At 62.1% G+C, this 356-nt stretch carries 1 pseudogene; it reads right to left on the minus strand.

The window, feature by feature from the left end:
• A pseudogene (locus tag EOC06_RS44170) lies at positions 1-356 on the minus strand (ATP-dependent DNA ligase); the annotation flags it as partial.

The raw sequence follows: 356 nt of genomic DNA on the forward strand, positions 1-356 counted from the left end.
CCGTCGAGATGAAGAAGATCGAAGGCGTAGAAATGGAGCTTGCTGCCGGCGCCCTGCGCCAGCGCATCCTGCAGCAGCGCGAAGCGGCTGATGCCCTTGGCATCGAGCACCACGATCTCGCCGTCGATGATGGCGTCGCGGCACGGCAATTTGGCGAACGCATGCGGCAGGTCGCCATAGCGCTTCGTCCAGTCGATGCCGCCACGGGTGATCAGCTTGACCGCGCCCTCAGTAAGATGCGCCATGGTGCGGTAGCCGTCGAATTTGATTTCGTGCAGCCAGACTTCCCATGTGTCCTCGCCATCCGGTGGTTTTGGCACCTGCGTCGCCAGTTGCGGCTCGATACGGGCAAACAT

The organism is Mesorhizobium sp. M7A.F.Ca.MR.362.00.0.0 (assembly GCF_004023175.1).
Classification (GTDB): Bacteria; Pseudomonadota; Alphaproteobacteria; order Rhizobiales; family Rhizobiaceae; genus Mesorhizobium.